Source organism: Microbacterium bandirmense (assembly GCF_037204185.1).
GTDB lineage: Bacteria > Actinomycetota > Actinomycetes > Actinomycetales > Microbacteriaceae > Microbacterium > Microbacterium bandirmense.
In genome coordinates this window covers 140,222-157,101 of sequence record NZ_JBBDGM010000004.1, presented here as the reverse complement: position 1 = coordinate 157,101, position 16,880 = coordinate 140,222, and the positions used below count along the sequence as shown (strand labels likewise).

Below are 16,880 nucleotides of genomic sequence, written 5' to 3'. Positions count from 1 at the left end.
CGTCAGACCGAGGCGATGAGCTCCCGCAGGCGGGCGACGTGCGCGGCGGGCTGGCGCTCGCGGGCGTAGGCGACGGCGCCCTCGCGGTGCGGGGCGAGCAGCGCCCGATCGGCCTCGAGGCGCACGATCTGGTCTGCCAAGCCCTCGGCATCAGGGGTGGTCGTGCCGATCGCGGCCTCCTCGAACTCGGTGGCCAGCACCGGATCGCTGACGATCACCGGACGTCCATGGGCGAAGGCCTCCAGCGCGACCATCGGCTGGTTGTCGAAGCCCAGCGAGGTGATGAGTGCGGCATCGGCGGCGTCCATCAGCTCACCCACCCGCTCACCGGGCACCGGGCCGTGGAACGTCACCGCCTCGACGGGGCGGTGGGTGCCGCCCGCGACGTCGAGATGCACGCGATCCGGGCCGAGCCGCTCGACCACCAGGCGCATGGCATCGAGCGCGACCTCGAGGCGCTTCTCGGGCGCGAACCGCGCCACCCACAGCAGGCGCAGCGGACCGCCCTCGGGAGCGGCCGCCACGCGCAGCGGCTGCGCCACGTTCGAGAACGCCTCCACGCGTCCGGCTCCGGCGGCGCGCAGCGCCTCCGCCTGATGGCGTGACGGCGAGAGGACGATGTCGGCGCGCTGGGCGATGCGCAGGGTCATCGTGCGCAGCGCGTTGTTGAGCGGATGGCTGCCGGTGAAGCGGTCACCGCCGCGGATGCCGGTGAGCGCACCGTGCACGCGTGAGACCAGCGGTGCGAACGGCGCGAGCACGGCGGGCGCGCGCCAGAAGAAGGTGTGCACGGTGTGCAGCGAGGGGATGCCGAGGCGGCGGGCCACGGCGATCGCCGCTGCCGCGAGGGCGAACTCGGAGTGCACGACCACGGCGCCGATCTCATGCCGCCGGATCGTCGCGGCGACCAGCGGAGCGAGATCGCCGGCACGGCCCAGCAGCGGCAGGTCGAGCACGGGGATCGTGCCGCGCCGGGGCGGTGCGATCGTGACGAGCGGATGCTGCACAGCACCCGCCATCTCATCGTCGGCGCGCCGCAGGGCGAGTGCATCCGCATCGGGGGCGAGCACCACGACCCGCACACCTTCGTCGGCCAGCGCTTCGGCCTGCCGCAGGAAGGCGGTCTGCGCACCGCCCAGGTAGCGCAGCGAGTAGTCGCACACCATCAGCACCGCGGGTGCGGCCGTCTCGTCCTCGCGCATGGATTCCCTTCGCTCGCTCCAGCGAGTCTATTCGGGCGTTTCCCTGTCAGCGAAGGTCATCCCTGAGGGGGATACGAAGGTCGGAAGTTCGTGGCACGCTATCGTGTGGCCTTTTCCGGCCACTCTCAATCTCGCAAGGAAGTCTGCCTGTGCTGGGAAAAATCCTCTTTCGATACCTCTCACGATACCGATGGCTGCTGCTCGGCGTGCTGGTGTTCCAGTTCGCGAGTGCGATGGCCTCGCTCTACCTGCCCCGGCTGAACGCCGACATCATCGACCAGGGCGTGGCCCGCGCCGACATCGGCTACATCTGGTCGCACGGTGCATTCATGCTGACCGTCTCCCTCGGCCAGATCGTCGCGTCGATCGTGGCGACGTTCTTCGCTGCGAAGGCGGCGATGGCACTCGGCCGTGACATCCGCGCCGACGTGTTCTCCCGCGTGAGCGGCTTCTCCGAGCGCGAGGTCTCGCAGTTCGGAGCCGGCTCGCTGATCACCCGCAACACCAATGACGTGCAGCAGGTGCAGATGCTGGCGATGATGGGCGCGACCATGTTCGTCACCGCCCCGCTGCTGGCCATCGGCGGCATCATCATGGCCGTGCAGACCGACGTCGGCCTCAGCTGGCTGATCGCCGTCTCGGTGCCGGTGCTGCTCATCGTCGCCGTGCTCATCATCGGCCGCATGGTGCCGCTGTTCCGCTCCAACCAGCGCAAGCTCGACACCGTGAACCGCATCATGCGCGAGCAGCTGACGGGGGTGCGCGTGGTGCGCGCCTTCGTGCGCGAGCGCATCGAAGAGCAGCGGTTCCGCGTCGCCAACACCGACCTGATGGTGCTCGGGCGCAAGATCGGCTCGCTGTTCGTGCTGCTGTTCCCGCTGTTCATGCTGATCCTCAACGTCACCGTCGTGGCCGTCATCTGGTTCGGCGGCATCGAGATCAACGAGGGCAACGTCGAGGTCGGCACCCTGTTCGCCTTCATGCAGTACATCGGCCAGATCATGATGGGCGTGATCATGTCGAGCTTCATGGCGATGATGATCCCGCGCGCCGCTGTCTCGGCCGAGCGCGTCGGCGAGGTGCTCGACGCCGAGTCGTCGATGACCCGGCCCGAGAACGGCACGACCGCGTTCCCCGAGCCCGGCGCCGTCGCCTTCGACGACGTCGAGTTCACCTACCCCGGCGCCGAGGCCCCCGTGCTCAGCCGGATCAGCTTCACCGCGGCGCCGGGTGAGACCGTCGCGATCGTCGGATCGACCGGATCGGGCAAGACCACGCTGGTTTCGCTGATCCCGCGCCTGTTCGACGTCACGGGCGGCGCCGTTCGGGTCGGTGGTGTCGACGTGCGCGAGGCCGACGTGGATGCCCTGTGGCAGGGCATCGGCCTAGTGCCTCAGCGTCCGTTCCTGTTCACCGGCACTGTGGCATCCAACCTGCGCTACGGCCGTGAGGAGGCCACCGACGAAGAGCTCTGGAAGGCGCTCGAGATCGCTCAGGGGCGGGACTTCGTCGAGGCGATGCCCGAGGGGCTGAACTCCCGGATCTCCCAGGGCGGCACCAATGTCTCGGGCGGTCAGCGGCAGCGGCTCGCGATCGCCAGGGCGATCGTGCACCAGCCGCAGATCCTGGTCTTCGACGACTCGTTCTCGGCACTCGACCTGACCACCGATGCGAGACTGCGGCAGGCACTGTGGCGCGAACTGCCCGAGGTGACCAAGATCGTCGTCGCGCAGCGCGTGTCGACCATCACCGACGCCGACCGCATCGTCGTGATCGAAGACGGCACCCTCGCCGGCGTCGGCACGCACGATGAACTCCTCGCCACGAGCTCGACATACCGCGAGATCGTCGAATCGCAGCTGGGGGTGGACGCATGAGCCGCTCGACGAACTCAGAGACTCAGAGCACGAACGACAAGACCGTGACCACAGCAGCATCCGAGGTCTCGGCCGACGACGCCTACGAGGCAGAGCTGGCTGAGGCGGCGCGCCTGGACGGAGGCGGCTGGGACGGCCCCGCGGCGGGCAAGGCCGACAATTTCGGCAAGAGCTTCGCCCGCATGATCGGCCTGCTCAAGCCCTCGGCCATCTGGCTCGTCTTCGTGTCGGTGCTCGGCGCCATCGGCGTCGTCCTGGCCGTGATCGCGCCGAAGGTTCTCGGCGAGGCGACCAACATCGTCTACGAGGGCTTCATCTCGAACGTCCTCGGCCAGAGCGTCGGAGGAGCCCCCGGCTTCCCCGAGGGCACCAGCAGGGACCAGGTGGTCGAGACGCTGCGCGCCGCCGGCCAGGACGACTTCGCCAACATGGTCGGCGCCATGGCCGACTTCCAGGTCGGTGACGGCGTCGACTTCGAGCGCCTGCGCTGGATCATCGTGGCGGTGATGGCGATCTACGTCGTCTCGGCTCTGCTCAGCTGGATCCAGGGCTACGTCATCAACGTGATCATGGTGCGCACCATGTGGCGTCTGCGCGAGAGCGTCGAGGCCAAGATCAACCGCCTGCCGCTGTCGTACTTCGACAAGGTGCAGCGTGGCGAGCTGATCTCGCGGGTCACCAACGACATCGACAACATCACGCAGACCATGCAGCAGTCGCTGTCGGGTGCCCTGACCTCGGTGCTCACCGTGATCGGCGTGCTGATCATGATGTTCTCCATCTCGTGGCAGCTGGCGCTGGTCGCACTGGTCTCGCTGCCGCTGATGGGCGTCATCTTCGGCATCATCGGTCCGCGCTCTCAGAAGGCGTTCGGCACCCAGTGGCGCAAGGTCGGCCGACTGAACGCCCGCGTCGAGGAGGCCTTCTCCGGCCACGCGCTGGTGAAGGTGTTCGGTCGCGAGCAGGACGCCCTCGACAAGTTCCAGGTCGAGAACGAGGAGCTGTTCCAGGCGAGCTTCAAGGCGCAGTTCCTGTCGGGCATCATCATGCCCGCCATGACCTTCGTCGGAAACCTCACCTACGTCGGCATCGCCGTGCTCGGCGGGCTGATGGTCGCCGGCGGAAACCTGCGCCTGGGTGACGTGCAGGCGTTCATCCAGTACTCGCAGCAGTTCAGCCAGCCGCTCAGCGAGCTGGGCGGCATGGCGGCGGTCGTGCAGTCGGGCACGGCCTCGGCCGAGCGCGTCTTCGACTTCCTGGATGCCGACGAGCAGGACCCCGACGACGAGGACGCCCCCACCGTGAAGGACGGGCGGGGCGTGATCGAGTTCGAACATGCGGCCTTCTCGTACAGCGACGACCGCCCGCTCATCAAGGACCTGTCGTTCCGGGTCGAGCCGGGGCAGACCGTCGCGATCGTCGGTCCGACCGGTGCCGGCAAGACGACGCTGGTGAACCTCATCATGCGGTTCTACGAGCTCGACTCGGGCCAGATCCTGCTCGACGGGCAGGACATCTCGAAGATGACCCGCGACGACCTCCGTCGCCGCACCGGCATGGTGCTGCAGGATCCGTGGCTGTTCGGCGGAACGATCCGCGACAACATCCGCTACGGCAACGAGTCGGCCTCCGATGACGAGATCATCGCGGCCGCCGAGGCGACGTACGTCGACCGGTTCGTGCACTCGCTGCCCGACGGGTACGAGACCGTGCTCGACGAGGACGCCTCGAACGTGTCGGCCGGTGAGCGTCAGCTGATCACGATCGCCCGCGCGTTCGTGGCGCGGCCCTCGATCCTCATCCTCGACGAGGCGACCAGCGCCGTCGACACCCGCACCGAGCTGCTGCTGCAGCACGCCATGGCCGCACTGCGCCAGGGGCGCACCTCGTTCGTGATCGCGCACCGCCTGTCGACGATCCGCGATGCCGACCTCATCCTGGTGATGGAGCACGGCGACATCGTCGAGCAGGGCGACCACGACGAGCTGATCGCCAAGCAGGGCGCCTATTGGCGCCTGTACCAGTCGCAGTTCGAGCAGGCCGCGACCGATATCGACGCCGAGGAGGCGCTGACGGGCTCGGTGCCCGTGATCGTCACCGGCGAGGCCGATGATGCCTCCGAGGCCGCTGCCGAGCAGGCCATCGCCGAAGCGCCGGACGCCGTACAGCTGGCCGAGGCGGTGAAGGACGCCGAGTCGACGGCATCCGACCCCCGCCGCGACTGACGCACCACGCAGAGCGCCCGCCCCGTTCCCACGGGGCGGGCGCTCTCTGTTTCTGCGACGTCTCCCGCGGGGCGGGCCGGGCCGGCGTGCGCGTCAGTCGATGCCGAGCAGCTCGAGCGGGTGCGTCAGGCGCCACCAGGCACTGGGCGGGGTGATCTCTCCGGCGAGCGATACCGAGGTCTCAGCCGTGCCGAGCGGACCCTCTGCGATCAGCGTGCCGATCTGCGCGCCGGCCTCGGTTTCGTCGCCCAGGTCGAGGGTCGTCTTCGCGGTCGCCGTGGCGCCGTTCCACAGCACGACCTGCGCGTCGGCATCCGACACCACGTCGACCGGATCGCCCCACTCGGTCGAGACGTGCCCGACGACCGTGCCCTTCGGCACGGCGATCGGTTGGGAGGCGAGCGACGCCTCGACCTCGGCGAACAGCTGGCGGGTGACGGCCAAGCGCGCCTCGTCGTCGTCCTGACCGAGAACGGCCGCGTACAGGCGCACGGTGCCGTCGCCGGACGGGACATCCTTGGCGGTGAGCAGGTTCCAGTGCGAGAGCGTGCCGGTCTTGATGCCGACGACGCCGGCGTCCTCGAGCATGCCGTTCGTGTTGGTCACGGTACCGGCGCCGGGGATCTCGGCCGTGCGGGTGCCGACGATCTCGGCGAACACCGGGTTCTTCATCGCGAGCTCGCCGAGCTCGAGCACAGCCGTCGGCGAGGCGATGTTGTCCTCGTCGAAGCCGGACGGCGACTCGATCACCATGCCGTCGATGCCGTGGTCGCTCAGCCACTTCTCGGATGCCTGCGCGAACGCCCAGTCCGATCCCCACAGCTCGTCGGAGAGCCGGTCGATGTAGTTGTTGGCCGACCCCAGCAGCACGCCCTGCAGCATCTGGTACTCGGTCAGACTGCCGCCCACCGGAACGTCGAGTGCCGACTGGTCCATGCTGCGGTACTGCCAATAATCGACGGTGTCGCCGTAGTCGAACTCGAAGCTGGGACCCTGTTCGCCCGGCTCGAGCGGCAGCTCGTCGAGCACCATCAGCACACTCGCGACCTTGGAGATGCTGGCGATCTCGTCGCGGTCGGTGGTGGAGGCCACCGGGGCGATGCCCTCGACCGTCACCGCGGCACTGCCGGTGCCCGGCCATGTGACGGCGGCCACCGGAGCGGGTGCGATCTCGACCTTCGCCGTATCGGCCACGGGGGCGACGGCGTTCAGCGGCCACAGCAGCGTCGTGGCGACATACGAGCCGCACACAGCTGCGACGATCCCGATCGGGATCAGCACGCGCGGACGCAGCCAGCCGGGCACCAGCTTTGCGCCGGCGAACAGCTCGGGCGACGTGCGCGACTCGGGCAGCGACTCGGGCGTCAGCGCGGTGGTGTCGATCCAGGTGAGCGCCGTGGGAGGACGCTTCTCGTCAGCCCACTCGGTCTGCGGTTCGGGCGCGGGCGACGATGTGCCGACCACGGCGACCTCGCGGGTCGCAGTGCCCTCCTCGAGCAGTGCGTCGAACTCAGCATCCGGATCGGCGTCGGCGTCGATCGAATGCGGATGCCCGTCTGCGGGCACGCTGAAGAAGCGCGGCTCGGGCTCTGAATCGGCGACACCCACAGGCACAGTATCGAGGTAGCCGTCGGTGAAGCCGGTAACCAGGGGGTGTTCCGCAGTGTCCGTGTCGTCGACGACTTCGTCGAGACGGTCGCTCGGGGGACGTGCTTCGCCAGGGTCTCCGGGGGTAGGGGCATCGTCGATGATGCCGTCGTCGGCGGCGCGCAGTGAGTCGCCGAAGGCCGGCAGCGGACCGCGGAAGGCTGTCTCTGCCTGCGCATGGGCGCGCTCGCGCAGTTCACGGCGCGTGGCAGGGCGCGTGGACTCGGGGGAGGTGGTCACCCGTCCACGCTACCGAACGTCGCTATGTCCGCTGACCGGACTATGATCGATGGCACAACCACGGGAGTCCGGCAAGCCGGGCTGAGAGGAAGCGAACCGCGCTTCGACCGTCGAACCTGATCCGGATCATGCCGGCGCAGGGAGGAGATCATATGAGTACGTCCACACGCACGTCCACCACCACCCGCACGGGGCTGGGACGGCCGGAGATCTGGCGCTGGCGCGTCGTCGACATCGTCGTCGCCAGTGTTCTCGGCGTCGCCTGCGGGTTCCTGTTCCTGGCCTGGAACGTCGGCTACCTCGGGCCGAAGGCCCTGCTCGAGCCGCTGATGCCCGGAGTGCAGGGGCTGCTCGACGGCCCGTGGCTGATCGCCGGCGTGCTCGGCGGTCTGATCATCCGCAAGGTCGGCGCCGCGATCTACGTCGAGACGATCGCCGCGGTGGTCTCGGCTCTCGCCGGCGCGCAGTGGGGTGGCTTCCTCACGATCGAGGCGGGCCTCGTGCAGGGGCTCGGTGCCGAGCTGATCTTCCTGCTGTTCGCCTACCGGGTGTGGACCCTGCCCGTCGCGATGCTCGCCGGTGCGGGTGCTGCGCTGTTCGGCGGTGTCAACAACCTGCTCCTGTGGTTCGCCGGATCGGGCGCGGCGTTCACCGTCGTCTACCTGATCTGCACCGTGATCTCGGGTGCCGTGCTGGCCGGCCTGCTCGGCTGGCTGCTCGCCCGCGGGCTCGCGTCGACCGGGGCGCTCGACCGCTTCGGTTCGGGGCGCGAGGTGCGGGCGCGGGTCTGAGGAGGGCCATGTCGTCTGCGGGCGATATCGCACCTGCAGCGGTCGAGGCCCGCGGGTGGGGCTGGCGGCATGCCAGTCGCCTCGCGTGGGCACTGCGCGACGTGTCGCTGCACATCGAGCCCGGTGAGCGGGTTCTGCTGCTCGGCGCCTCGGGTGCCGGCAAGTCCACGCTGCTGCACGGCCTTGCCGGTGTGCTCGGCGGTGATGAGGAAGGCGAGGTCGAGGGCGAGCTGCTCATCGACGGCATCCCCGCCGCCGCGGCACGCGGCCGCACCGGACTCGTGCTGCAGGACCCCGACTCGCAGGTGATCCTCGCCCGGGTCGGCGACGACGTGGCGTTCGGATGCGAGAACCTCGGCATCCCGCGCGACGAGATCTGGCGTCGTGTCGACGCGGCGCTCGACGCGGTGGGCCTCGACGTACCGCGTGACCGGGCCACGAAGGCGCTGTCGGGCGGGCAGAAGCAGCGTCTCGCGCTGGCGGGATCGCTGGCGATGCAGCCCGGGCTGCTGCTGCTCGACGAACCCACCGCGAACCTCGATCCAGATGGCGTGCTCGAGGTGCGTGAGGCGGTGGAGCGGATGCTGGCGGCGCAGCGCACCACGCTGATCGTCGTCGAGCACAGGCTCGACGTCTGGCTGCCGCTGATCGACCGGGTCATCGTGATCGGCGACGACGGCGGCGGTGCCGGGGTGATCGCCGACGGGCATCCCGACACCGTGCTCGCCGCGCAGGGCGAGCGGCTCGCGCGGGCTGGCGTCTGGGTGCCGGGGCGCGCACCGCAGTATCCGCCGCCGCCATCGTCGCCACCCGGGGAGGTGCTGATCGGCGCCCGCGATCTCGCCGTCGCCCGCGTGCGTGGCACGACGGTCGCGGCGGGCATCGACGTGAACGTGCGGGCGGGGTCGGTGCTCGCGATCACCGGACCCAACGGGGTCGGCAAGTCGACGCTCGGCCTCACCCTCGCGGGACTGCTGCCGCCGGCGGGCGGCGATCTCATCGCCTCGGATGCCCTGGCGGGCGACGCCGGTCCGTACCCGATCCGGTGGGCGTCGCGGCAGCTGCTGACCCGCATCGGCACGGTGTTCCAGGAGCCCGAGCATCAGCTGCTGGCGTCGACGGTGCAGGGCGAGCTCGCGATCGGCCCACGCTCGCTGGGACTGCCCGAGGCCGAGATCGCTGACCGCACCGACGAGCTGCTGCAGAGACTGCGGCTCGACCGGCTCGCGAAGGCCAACCCGTACACGCTCTCCGGCGGCGAGAAGCGGCGATTGACCGTCGCCGCGGCGCTCGCGACCCGCCCGCGTGTGCTCGTGCTCGACGAGCCGACCTTCGGTCAGGACGCCCGCACCTGGCAGGAGCTGATCGCGATGCTCGCCGATCTGCGGAATGCCGGCTCGGCACTGGTGACGGTCACGCACGACCTCGATGTGGTCACAGCTCTGCACGCCGAGCAGCTCACGCTGGTGGCGCGGTCGTGACGCTGCTCGAGACGCGGGCGCGCACCGGCGCCATGGCCCGCATCAATCCGGTGGCGAAGCTGGGGGCCAGTGCACTGATCGCGGTGCCGCTGATCCTCACCCTCGACATGGTCTCGGCCGCCGTCGCCCTCGCTCTGGAGTGCGTGCTGTTCCTGTTCGCCGGCATCGGCTGGCGGGAGTTCTGGGTGCGCACCTGGCCGGTGTGGCTGGCGGCACCCCTCACCGGTGTGACGATCGCGCTGTACGGCGAGGCGAGCGGCACCGTGTACTTCGAGTGGTTCCTGGTGCACATCAGCGACGGGTCGCTGGCGCTCGCCGGGGCCACCACGCTGCGGGTGCTGGCGATCGCCCTGCCCTCGGTGGTGCTGTTCATCACCGTCGATCCGACCGACCTCGCCGACGGACTCGCGCAGACCTGGCGGCTGCCGGCGCGGTTCGTGCTCGGCGCGCTGGCGGGCCTGCGCATGGTGGGGCTGTTCGTCGACGACTGGCGTGCGCTCGAGCTGGCCCGCCGTGCGCGCGGAGTCGCCGACCGCGGACGGATCCGCCGCTTCCTCGGCATGGCCTTCGCACTGCTGGTGCTCTCGATCCGCCGCGGTGCGAAGCTGTCGACCGCGATGGAGGCGCGCGGCTTCGGAGCGAGCACCCGGCGTGCGTGGGCGCGCCCCGCGCGCTTCGGGGGGCAGGAGTGGATGCTGCTGCTCATCGGTGCGGTGATCTCAGCATCCGCTATCGCCGCCGCTGTCGCGACGGGTACGTGGAACTTCATCCTCGGACCCGGGTGACGGGGCGCGGGCCGCGGTGACGGGGCTCGGCCCCGGCCGGCGGCTCAGGTGGCGTTCCAGAGCTCGCGGTAGTAGGCGAGGCGCTCGCGGTCGGGCGTGAGGCCGTAGGCCTCGATGAGCGCGTCCTCCCAGCCGGGGCCGTAGTTCCACTCGGTGCTCATGGATGCCACGGCGAGATCCGCCCAGCGGTCCGCGGTGCCCATGAGGCCGAGGTCGACGTGCGCGATCCAGCGTCCGTCCGCATCGAGCAGCGTGTTCGGGCAGCAGGCGTCGGCGTGCGAGACCACGAGGCGGTCGATCGGCGGCGGGGTGCGGAAGCGCTCGGGAACGCGGATGCCGCGGCGCTCGGCGTTCTCGATGCGCGAGGTCACGCTCCACTCCCAGGGGCACTCCGTGACAGGCAGACCCTCGTGCAGCGCACGCAGACCCTCACCGACCGCACGCACGGCGAGCTCCGGCCGGGCCTCCCACTGCGGAGCGACGGCACTCGCGCCATCGATCGCCGCAGTGACCAGCCATTCGTGCTCGGCATCCTCACCTTGCGCGAGAACGCGCGGCACGGTGATCCACCGTCGAGCCCACGTCATACGTTCGGCCTCGTCGCGCAGGTTCGACTCGGCGTGACGCGGGCCGCACTTGATGAAGAACGGCGCTCCGGCATCCGGCGTGGCACGGAACGTGAGTCCGCCGTAGTCGTTCTCCCAGACGCACTCCAGCGAGGCGCCGTCCGCCAGCGCGCGCACGCGTTCGGGAACGGTCACGGGCGCAGCGGGAATCGACATGTGTCCATCCTGCCCGCCGTCGCGCCGATGGTCCTCTGCGAGAATGCCTGCATGGGTTCGGATGAACGGGCGGACATCACCGTCATGCGCCACGTGCGCGACCGCATCGACCGCGAGTTCGCCCAGCCGCTGAACGTCGAAGACCTCGCACGTGGCGTGCACATGTCGGCCGGATTCCTCAGCCGTGAGTTCCGGCGCATCTACGGCGAGCCGCCGTACTCGTATCTGATGACGCGGCGCATCGAGCGGGCGATGACGCTGCTGCGGCGCGGGGACCTGTCGGTCACCGACATCTGCTTCGCCGTCGGGTTCTCGTCGCTCGGCACCTTCAGCACCCGCTTCTCGCAGCTCGTGGGCGTCTCACCCAGTGCCTACCGCGATGACCCCTCCCGCTCGGTCGAGGGCATCCCGCCGTGCCTGGCGAAGCAGATCACCAGACCGGTCAGGAATCGAGAAGCGCAGGCGGTGACGCGGTCGTAGCGTGGGGTCATGAACATCTCGATCCACAACACGTTCCTCCCACACACCGACGCCGAGGCGGCGCTCGGCTTCTACCGCGATCTGCTCGGCTTCGAGGTGCGCAACGACGTCGGCTACAACGGCTTGCGCTGGCTCACGGTCGGCCCTGCCGGGGATGCGACCTCGATCGTGCTGCACCCGCCCGTCGTCGACCCCGGCGTGACCGAGGCCGAGCGCGAGACCGTGCTGAACCTGATGGCCAAGGGCGTGCTCGCCGCCGTCACACTGGGCACCGACGACCTCGACGGGCTGTTCGAGCGCCTCGAGGCCGGAGGCGCCGACATCGTTCAGGAGCCCACCGACCAGGACTACGGTGTGCGCGACTGCGCGTTCCGCGACCCCTCCGGCAACCTGGTCCGCGTCAACCAGCTCTGATTCGTCCGCGGACTCAGAGCAGTTCGCGCAGGGCCTGCTCCAGCACGACGGCGTGGTTGTGCTCGGTGTCGTGCAGGGCGTAGACGAGGGTGACGATGGGATGCTGTCGCAGCTCGTCCGCCAGGGCGCGCAGCGCCTCGGCGTCTTCACCGGCCAGTTCTGCCCGGTACCGATCGGCATAGATCTCGAAATCCGTGTCGGGCGCGGCGTGCCAGTCGTGCCGCAGCTCGGTGCTCGGCGCGATGTCCTTGGCCCACAGATCGATCGCGGCTCTCTCCTTCGAGACCCCTCTCGGCCACAGGCGGTCGATCAGCACACGGAACCCATCCTCGGCTGAGGCCGTGTCGTAGGCTCGTTTGCGACGAAGGTCCATGTGCTCAGCATCCCCCTGTCGTGCGCAACCCGCCAGTGGCGGCACTCAGAACCACGTATGCTGAGACCCAGTCGCACACGACGCCGTGGACAGGTGGCGTGTCGTTTCGAAGGAGAACACGATGCAGATCACGGGACAGGGTGCGCTCATCACGGGTGGTGCCAGCGGTCTGGGCCTGGCCACCGCGCGCCGGCTGGCCGCCGCGGGCGCACAGGTCGCGATCGTCGACCTGCCGGGCTCGAACGGCGCCGAGATCGCCGCCGAGCTGGGCGGCGTCTTCACGCCCGCCGACGTGACCAGCCCCGACGAGGTCGCCGCGGCCGTGGCATCCGCTCAGGCGATCGCGCCGCTGCGCGTCGTCGTCAACTGCGCCGGCATCGCCCCACCCGCCAAGGTGATCGACCGCGACGGCAATCCCGCCGACCTCGCGGCCTTCGAGCGGATCGTGCGCATCAACCTCGTCGGCACCTTCAACGTCACCTCGCAGGCGGCCGCCGTCATCGCGCAGAACGAGCCGACCGAGGGCGGTGACCGCGGCGTGATCGTCAACACCGCCAGTGTCGCGGCCTTCGACGGACAGATCGGGCAGCCGGCGTACTCGGCGTCGAAGGGCGGCGTGCACGCCATGACGCTGCCGATCGCGCGCGAACTCGCGCGCCACGGCATCCGCGTCTGCACGATCGCCCCCGGCATCATGGAGACCCCCATGCTCGCGGGCCTGCCCGAGGCGGCGCAGGCTTCGCTCGGACAGCAGGTGCCGCATCCGGCGCGCCTCGGCAAGCCCGACGAGTACGCGGCGCTGGCCCTGCACATCATCGAAAACGGCTACCTCAACGGCGAGACCATCCGCCTCGACGGTGCCATCCGCATGGCACCCAAGTAAGGAGACCCCATGTCACTCGCAGGCAAGACCATCCTCATGTCGGGCGGCAGTCGTGGCATCGGCCTCGCCATCGCGCTGCGCGCGGCGGCAGACGGCGCGAACATCGCGATGCTCGCCAAGACCGACTCCCCGCACCCGAAGCTCGAGGGCACCGTGCACACGGCGGCCGATGCCATTCGCGCGGCGGGCGGCCAGGCTCTGCCGATCGTCGGCGATGTGCGCGACGACGACGATGTCACCGGTGCCGTGTTCAAGACGCAGGGCGAGTTCGGCGGCATCGACATCGTGATCAACAACGCCAGCGTCATCGACCTGTCGCGCTCGACCGATCTGGCCGCGAAGAAGTACGACCTGATGCAGGACGTCAACGTGCGCGGAACCTTCATGCTCTCGCGGGCCGCGGTGCCGGTGCTGCGCGAGGCCGAGAACCCGCACATCCTGTCGCTGTCGCCGCCGCTGAACCTGTCTCCGAAGTGGCTGGGCGCCCATACCGGCTACACTCTCGCCAAGTACGGCATGACGATGGCGACACTGGGGCTCGCGGCGGAGTTCGCGGATGCCGGGATCGCCGCGAACACGCTGTGGCCGCGCACCACGATCGCGACCGCCGCGGTGCAGAACGTACTCGGCGGTGACCGGCTGATGGCCGTCAGCCGCACGCCGGAGATCTACGCCGACGCCGCATACGAGGTGCTCACCAAGCCCGCTCGCGAGTACACCGGTCAGACGCTCATCGTCGAGGACGTGCTGTCGGATGCCGGTGTGACCGACTTCTCGAAGTATGCCGCCGTGCCGGGTACGCCCGACGACCGCCTGTTCCCGGACATCTTCCTGGACTGACGCGCCCGGTTTCCGGCATCCGCTCCTTCAATCGGGAACGGATGCAGGGAGATTGAACGCTTGCAGGGCGACACGCCGACGAGTTCGCCTGCAAGTGTATTTTCGACCTGCATTCGTTCCCGGAGGCGTGTCGGCTGCGTCGGCGTCAGCCGCGCGCGGCCGCCAGTGCGGCGGCGAAGCGCGCGGCACGGGCCTCGAGATCGGCCCAGTCGGATGCTGCGATCGACGCCCCGCTCGCGAGATCGCCCCCGGCGCCGACGGCCACGGCGCCTGCGGTGAACCAGTCCGCCAGGTTGTCGGGCTTGACGCCGCCGGTCGGCATCAGCGGGGCATCCGGGAACGGACCGCGCAGCGCGCCGAGGTACGACGGCCCGCCCAGGGATGCCGGGAAGATCTTCACCACGTCGACGCCGAGATCCAGGGCGGTCATGACCTCGGTCGGCGTCAAGGCGCCGGTCATCACGACGCGACCGGTGTCGAGCATGGCGCGGGTGAGGTCGGGCAGCGTGCCGGGGCTGACGAGGAACTCCGCTCCCGCATCGGCGGCAGCGGCAGCCTGTTCGGCGGTGGTGACGGTGCCGGCGCCGATGTGCGCGGCGTCGCCGTGCCGTGCGACGAGCTCGCGGATCACGGCCGGGGCGTCAGGGGTCGAGTAGGTCACCTCGATGCCGGTGATGCCGCCGCGGATGATCGCCTCAGCGGCATCGAGCGCACTCTCGGGGGAGGGAGCGCGCAGTACGGCGAGGACGCCGGTCTGGCGGGTGCGGGCGAGGCGGTCGGTCATGGGGCTCCGTTCGTCTGTTCCATTCTCCTTGCCGCAACTTGTCATTACAAGTTCTTTACGCAGGTGGCTCCCGTACCCTGGAGACATGTCAGCATCCGATGAGAACTCGCGCCCCCGTTCCACCCCGGTGCGCGCCACCGGATCTGCGCGCACCCAGGTGCGCCCCAAGACCGAGGGCTGGACGCAGCAGAAGGATGCCGAAGGCCGGCCGCTGCTGCAGTTCGCCAGTCCCAAGCGCGGCAAGCCGCCCGTGCACCTGGCCGACCTGACCCCCGCCGAGCGCGTCGAGAAGGTCAAGGAGCTGGGCCTGCCCGGGTTCCGGGCCAAGCAGCTGTCGACGCACTACTTCACGCACTACACGTCCGACCCCGCGCAGATGACCGACCTTCCCGCCGCCCAGCGCGATGAACTCGTCGCCGGCATGCTGCCGCCGCTGCTCACCGAGGTCAAGCGCCTCGAGACCGATCGCGGTGACACCATCAAGTTCCTCTGGCGGCTGCACGACGGCGCGCTCGTCGAGTCGGTGCTGATGCGCTACCCGGGGCGGATCACCCTGTGCGTGTCGAGCCAGGCCGGCTGCGGCATGAACTGCCCGTTCTGCGCCACCGGCCAGGCGGGGCTCACCCGCAACATGTCGACCGCCGAGATCATCGAGCAGATCGTGCGCGCCAACCGTCTGATCGCCGAGGGTGGTCTCGGCGGGGTTTCGTCTCGCTCCGCGCGCTCAACCACCGGTCCTGACAGGGAACGTGTGACGAACATCGTCTTCATGGGCATGGGCGAGCCGCTCGCCAACTACAAGCGCGTCATGGATGCTGTCCGCATCATGGTCGCACGGCAGCCCGACGGCCTCGGCATGAGCGCGCGCGGCATCACGGTGTCGACCGTCGGACTGGTGCCGGCGATCCGCAAGCTGTCCGACGAGGACATCCCGGTCACCTTCGCCCTCTCGCTGCACGCCCCCGACGACGAGCTGCGCGACGAGCTGATCCCGGTGAACTCGCGCTGGAAGGTCGGCGAGGCACTGGATGCCGCCCGCGAGTACTTCGACAAGACCGGCCGCCGGGTGTCGATCGAGTACGCGCTGATCAAGGACATGAACGACCACCCCTGGCGCGCCGACCTGCTGGCATCCAAGCTCAACTCGCGCGGCAAGGGCTGGGTGCACGTGAACCCGATCCCGCTGAACCCGACGCCCGGTTCGATCTGGACAGCATCCGAGAAGGCCGTGCAGGACGAGTTCGTCCGCCGACTCAATGACGCCGGCATCCCGACCACGCTGCGCGACACCCGCGGCAAGGAGATCGACGGCGCGTGCGGTCAGCTGGTCGCGACCAGCGAGGACGAGGTCGCCGCGGCCGCAATGGCCTGACGGCACGGCGCGCCAGGGTCGCCTTCAGCGCGCGAGGGGTCGCCTTCAGTGCGCGGTGGCGGATGCCGGCGCCGTCGCGGGCCGGCGGTCGCGCTCCCCGTCGCGCGCGCCGAGGGCGGCCGCGCGGTCGAGCCAGCCCTCGATGCGCGCGGCCGACGCGGCCTTCACTCCCAGCATCCGATGTGTGCGCACCGAACGGATGCCGACCAGCTTCATCGTGTTGCGCACCACCTGGGTCTGTGCGGGCACTCCGGTGACCGGCGTGAAGAACCATGGTGTGTCGGCGAGCAGCAGCAGGCGGCCGCGATTCGCGCCCACCAGGCCGACCGGCAGGCCCGCAGGGGTGTAGCGGTACTCCTGCTGGGGCAGCAGGGCGCGGTCGAAGAACCCCTTCAGAACCGCGGGCACGCCGCCCCACCACAGCGGGGTGGCGATGATGACGTTCGTCGCCTCGTGCAGGGCTGCCCTCGCCTCGACGAGGTCGGGTTCGAGGGTCATGCGCTCGCGGTACCCGAACCGCAGGTGGGGATCGAAGTCGAGATCGCGCAGCGCGAGCAGGCGGGCGTCTGCGTGCGCTTCTGCGTAGCGTCGGGAGAGTTCGGCGGTGAGTGAGCGGTCGTCGGGGTGACCGTCGATGACGAGGGCGGAGGCCATGGTGGTCCAATCTTGACAGTGTCTATTTGATTGACAGTGTCAAGATAGGG

Annotated in this window: 16 protein-coding genes and 1 riboswitch; of the genes, 10 read left to right on the top strand and 6 right to left on the bottom strand. The window is 69.7% G+C overall.

Translation table 11 applies throughout. The features are described 5' to 3' along the window. Positions 1-2: 2 nt before the first annotated feature. Positions 3-1,202, bottom strand: a complete 1,200-nt coding sequence (locus tag WDU99_RS06230; RefSeq protein WP_337331580.1) for a glycosyltransferase family 4 protein — start codon at positions 1,200-1,202, stop codon at positions 3-5. 149 nt (positions 1,203-1,351) lie between these two features. Here WDU99_RS06230 and WDU99_RS06225 point away from each other — a divergent pair, with 149 nt between their 5' ends. Together WDU99_RS06225 and WDU99_RS06220 are read left to right on the top strand one after the other, a co-directional pair. Beyond that, the gene (locus tag WDU99_RS06225) at positions 1,352-3,079 is read left to right on the top strand and encodes an ABC transporter ATP-binding protein (RefSeq protein ID WP_337331579.1); all 1,728 of its coding nucleotides are present in this window, start codon (positions 1,352-1,354) and stop codon (positions 3,077-3,079) included. Continuing rightward, a complete protein-coding gene (locus WDU99_RS06220; RefSeq protein ID WP_337331578.1) occupies positions 3,076-5,304 on the top strand; it encodes an ABC transporter ATP-binding protein in 2,229 nt (742 codons plus the stop codon). The genes WDU99_RS06225 and WDU99_RS06220 overlap by 4 nt, the downstream gene beginning before the upstream one ends. A gap of 93 nt (positions 5,305-5,397) precedes the next feature. On the opposite strand, the gene WDU99_RS06215 is transcribed toward WDU99_RS06220, so the two are convergent. Then, positions 5,398-7,191, bottom strand: coding sequence for a D-alanyl-D-alanine carboxypeptidase family protein (locus WDU99_RS06215; protein WP_337331577.1), 1,794 nt, complete (start codon positions 7,189-7,191; stop codon positions 5,398-5,400). Between the two features lie 50 nt (positions 7,192-7,241). Beyond that, positions 7,242-7,351, top strand: a riboswitch (TPP riboswitch). Between WDU99_RS06215 and WDU99_RS06210 the strand changes: the two genes are divergently transcribed. The 3 genes from WDU99_RS06210 to WDU99_RS06200 all read left to right on the top strand — a co-directional run bounded on the left by WDU99_RS06210 (position 7,344) and on the right by WDU99_RS06200 (position 10,248). Next, complete coding sequence (locus tag WDU99_RS06210) at positions 7,344-7,982, top strand: ECF transporter S component (RefSeq protein WP_337331576.1); 639 nt, start codon at positions 7,344-7,346, stop codon at positions 7,980-7,982. (Overlaps the previous riboswitch by 8 nt.) Positions 7,983-7,990: 8 nt before the next feature. After that, on the top strand, positions 7,991-9,463 hold the full coding sequence (locus WDU99_RS06205) for an ABC transporter ATP-binding protein (RefSeq protein WP_337331575.1): 1,473 nt from the start codon (positions 7,991-7,993) through the stop codon (positions 9,461-9,463). Further along, positions 9,460-10,248 (top strand): energy-coupling factor transporter transmembrane component T family protein, encoded by a 789-nt coding sequence (locus WDU99_RS06200; RefSeq protein WP_337331574.1) that lies wholly within the window; start codon positions 9,460-9,462, stop codon positions 10,246-10,248. The genes WDU99_RS06205 and WDU99_RS06200 overlap by 4 nt, the downstream gene beginning before the upstream one ends. Positions 10,249-10,292: 44 nt before the next feature. On the opposite strand, the gene WDU99_RS06195 is transcribed toward WDU99_RS06200, so the two are convergent. Beyond that, positions 10,293-11,030, bottom strand: coding sequence for an aminoglycoside 3'-phosphotransferase (locus tag WDU99_RS06195; protein ID WP_337331573.1), 738 nt, complete (start codon positions 11,028-11,030; stop codon positions 10,293-10,295). A gap of 51 nt (positions 11,031-11,081) precedes the next feature. On the opposite strand from WDU99_RS06195, the gene WDU99_RS06190 reads away from it, so the two are divergent. Both WDU99_RS06190 and WDU99_RS06185 read left to right on the top strand, forming a co-directional pair. Beyond that, positions 11,082-11,510, top strand: a complete 429-nt coding sequence (locus WDU99_RS06190; protein ID WP_337331572.1) for a helix-turn-helix transcriptional regulator — start codon at positions 11,082-11,084, stop codon at positions 11,508-11,510. A 9-nt stretch (positions 11,511-11,519) separates the two neighbouring features. Further along, positions 11,520-11,924: a VOC family protein gene (locus WDU99_RS06185; RefSeq protein WP_337331571.1), complete on the top strand. Its 405-nt coding sequence runs from the start codon at positions 11,520-11,522 to the stop codon at positions 11,922-11,924. 13 nt (positions 11,925-11,937) lie between these two features. On the opposite strand, the gene WDU99_RS06180 is transcribed toward WDU99_RS06185, so the two are convergent. Beyond that, positions 11,938-12,297: a DUF488 domain-containing protein gene (locus WDU99_RS06180; protein WP_337331570.1), complete on the bottom strand. Its 360-nt coding sequence runs from the start codon at positions 12,295-12,297 to the stop codon at positions 11,938-11,940. Between the two features lie 121 nt (positions 12,298-12,418). On the opposite strand from WDU99_RS06180, the gene WDU99_RS06175 reads away from it, so the two are divergent. Together WDU99_RS06175 and WDU99_RS06170 are read left to right on the top strand one after the other, a co-directional pair. Then, positions 12,419-13,180, top strand: a complete 762-nt coding sequence (locus WDU99_RS06175; RefSeq protein ID WP_337331569.1) for an SDR family NAD(P)-dependent oxidoreductase — start codon at positions 12,419-12,421, stop codon at positions 13,178-13,180. Between the two features lie 9 nt (positions 13,181-13,189). Further along, on the top strand, positions 13,190-14,020 hold the full coding sequence (locus WDU99_RS06170; RefSeq protein ID WP_337331568.1) for an SDR family oxidoreductase: 831 nt from the start codon (positions 13,190-13,192) through the stop codon (positions 14,018-14,020). A gap of 145 nt (positions 14,021-14,165) precedes the next feature. On the opposite strand, the gene WDU99_RS06165 is transcribed toward WDU99_RS06170, so the two are convergent. Further along, positions 14,166-14,804: a bifunctional 4-hydroxy-2-oxoglutarate aldolase/2-dehydro-3-deoxy-phosphogluconate aldolase gene (locus WDU99_RS06165; RefSeq protein WP_337331567.1), complete on the bottom strand. Its 639-nt coding sequence runs from the start codon at positions 14,802-14,804 to the stop codon at positions 14,166-14,168. Positions 14,805-14,889: 85 nt separating this feature from the next. Between WDU99_RS06165 and rlmN the strand changes: the two genes are divergently transcribed. Then, positions 14,890-16,176, top strand: coding sequence for a dual-specificity RNA methyltransferase RlmN (rlmN, locus tag WDU99_RS06160; RefSeq protein ID WP_337331566.1), 1,287 nt, complete (start codon positions 14,890-14,892; stop codon positions 16,174-16,176). A gap of 45 nt (positions 16,177-16,221) precedes the next feature. On the opposite strand, the gene WDU99_RS06155 is transcribed toward rlmN, so the two are convergent. Beyond that, positions 16,222-16,830, bottom strand: a complete 609-nt coding sequence (locus WDU99_RS06155) for an NAD(P)H-dependent oxidoreductase (RefSeq protein WP_337331565.1) — start codon at positions 16,828-16,830, stop codon at positions 16,222-16,224. Between the last annotated feature and the right edge of the window lie 50 nt (positions 16,831-16,880).

Excerpts from the sequence above, each read along its gene's own strand:
- WDU99_RS06230 (WP_337331580.1), bottom strand. The coding sequence starts at position 1,202 with ATGCGCGAGGACGAGACGGCCGCACCCGCGGTGCTGATGGTGTGCGAC.
- WDU99_RS06220 (WP_337331578.1), top strand. The coding sequence starts at position 3,076 with ATGAGCCGCTCGACGAACTCAGAGACTCAGAGCACGAACGACAAGACC.
- WDU99_RS06210 (WP_337331576.1), top strand. The coding sequence starts at position 7,344 with ATGAGTACGTCCACACGCACGTCCACCACCACCCGCACGGGGCTGGGA.
- WDU99_RS06205 (WP_337331575.1), top strand. The coding sequence starts at position 7,991 with ATGTCGTCTGCGGGCGATATCGCACCTGCAGCGGTCGAGGCCCGCGGG.
- WDU99_RS06195 (WP_337331573.1), bottom strand. The coding sequence starts at position 11,030 with ATGTCGATTCCCGCTGCGCCCGTGACCGTTCCCGAACGCGTGCGCGCG.
- WDU99_RS06190 (WP_337331572.1), top strand. The coding sequence starts at position 11,082 with ATGGGTTCGGATGAACGGGCGGACATCACCGTCATGCGCCACGTGCGC.
- WDU99_RS06185 (WP_337331571.1), top strand. The coding sequence starts at position 11,520 with ATGAACATCTCGATCCACAACACGTTCCTCCCACACACCGACGCCGAG.
- WDU99_RS06180 (WP_337331570.1), bottom strand. The coding sequence starts at position 12,297 with ATGGACCTTCGTCGCAAACGAGCCTACGACACGGCCTCAGCCGAGGAT.
- WDU99_RS06175 (WP_337331569.1), top strand. The coding sequence starts at position 12,419 with ATGCAGATCACGGGACAGGGTGCGCTCATCACGGGTGGTGCCAGCGGT.
- WDU99_RS06170 (WP_337331568.1), top strand. The coding sequence starts at position 13,190 with ATGTCACTCGCAGGCAAGACCATCCTCATGTCGGGCGGCAGTCGTGGC.
- WDU99_RS06165 (WP_337331567.1), bottom strand. The coding sequence starts at position 14,804 with ATGACCGACCGCCTCGCCCGCACCCGCCAGACCGGCGTCCTCGCCGTA.
- rlmN (WP_337331566.1), top strand. The coding sequence starts at position 14,890 with ATGTCAGCATCCGATGAGAACTCGCGCCCCCGTTCCACCCCGGTGCGC.
- WDU99_RS06155 (WP_337331565.1), bottom strand. The coding sequence starts at position 16,830 with ATGGCCTCCGCCCTCGTCATCGACGGTCACCCCGACGACCGCTCACTC.